The organism is Bradyrhizobium sp. NAS80.1 (assembly GCF_001908205.1).
Lineage (GTDB): Bacteria > Pseudomonadota > Alphaproteobacteria > Rhizobiales > Xanthobacteraceae > Bradyrhizobium.
The window spans coordinates 1-983 of sequence record NZ_LGHL01000450.1; the positions used below are offsets into that span (position 1 = coordinate 1).

1 protein-coding gene and 1 pseudogene are annotated in these 983 nt (G+C 53.8%); both read right to left on the reverse strand.

What is annotated here, in order from left to right; all coding sequences use genetic code 11:
* Positions 1-679, reverse strand: a 679-nt coding sequence (locus tag AC629_RS46390; RefSeq protein WP_210419248.1) for an NAD(P)/FAD-dependent oxidoreductase, incomplete at its 3' end; no start/stop codon positions are given.
* A pseudogene (locus tag AC629_RS48110) lies at positions 636-983 on the reverse strand (FAD-dependent monooxygenase); the annotation flags it as partial. The pseudogene AC629_RS48110 and the gene AC629_RS46390, both read right to left, overlap by 44 nt.

Sequence of the window (983 nt, forward strand, 5' to 3'; positions counted from 1 at the left end):
CGAGCATTCTATTGCTGACTCTAGCTCGCCGTTGCTTGGCATCCTCGCCAAATTCAACCCGTATTTTCGTCGCCAGGCCAGCTGTAATTCTCAGACGGCGCAATCTCTCCCGTCGTTCATCAACATAGACCTCAAGGTCGAGGCGATCCCAATTTTCTGTTGAAAGAAGAATATCGGATACGATACGCACATCCCTGGCGGCAATCGACAATCCCTGTCCGGTAATGGGATCGTTGTGGCCAGCTGCATCCCCAATAAGCACAACGCCTGGAAGCGTTGGATCATCGACCCAGTGATCCTCATTGGAGTACGAACAAAATGGGCTGATAGGCGTGCCACCAAGTATCGCTTCCGCATGCGGCAAACATTTCAATCGATAGGCTTGCAGCAGCCGGGTCTTTCTATCTGGACCTGCGAATTTTTGTCGATCCGAAAACTCGTAGCATACATAGAGGCGAACCAAGTCCTTCCCTTGAGGAAAGACGAGATAATGCAGCCTATCCTCAGTTCCGATCGCCTGAATGTGACGAGGCCAATCTGGAACGTTTGCGACCAACATCCCGCCCAAAAGATTGTGCGGTTCATCGGCCTGCAAAGAAAATCCCAGTTGTTTCCTCAGGACTGAGTTGCGCCCGTCAGCACCTACGACGAGGCGAGGCCTTAACCGACGAAACGGCAGGTCGGACGCCCGCCGTCACTTGGACCTGTTTGATGCCAGTTAGGATATGCGCACCAGCCTCTTTTGCCGACGCCGCGAAAGCATTGCACATCGTCGGATGGCCGATACATATGGGAGTTGGAAGGTCTGGTGGCAGCTTGGTGAAATCAAAAGCACGCTGCTCCGCAGCATCTGGCGACCAGTTTTCGTCATAGGGAACGTTGCGTTCGACGTGAATTGCGCCATTGTCCTGCAGGAGTTCGATAAGCCCAAGTCGCTTAAACTCGGCGACTCCCCAGGGGGCGATCCATTCCCCTCGCACTCG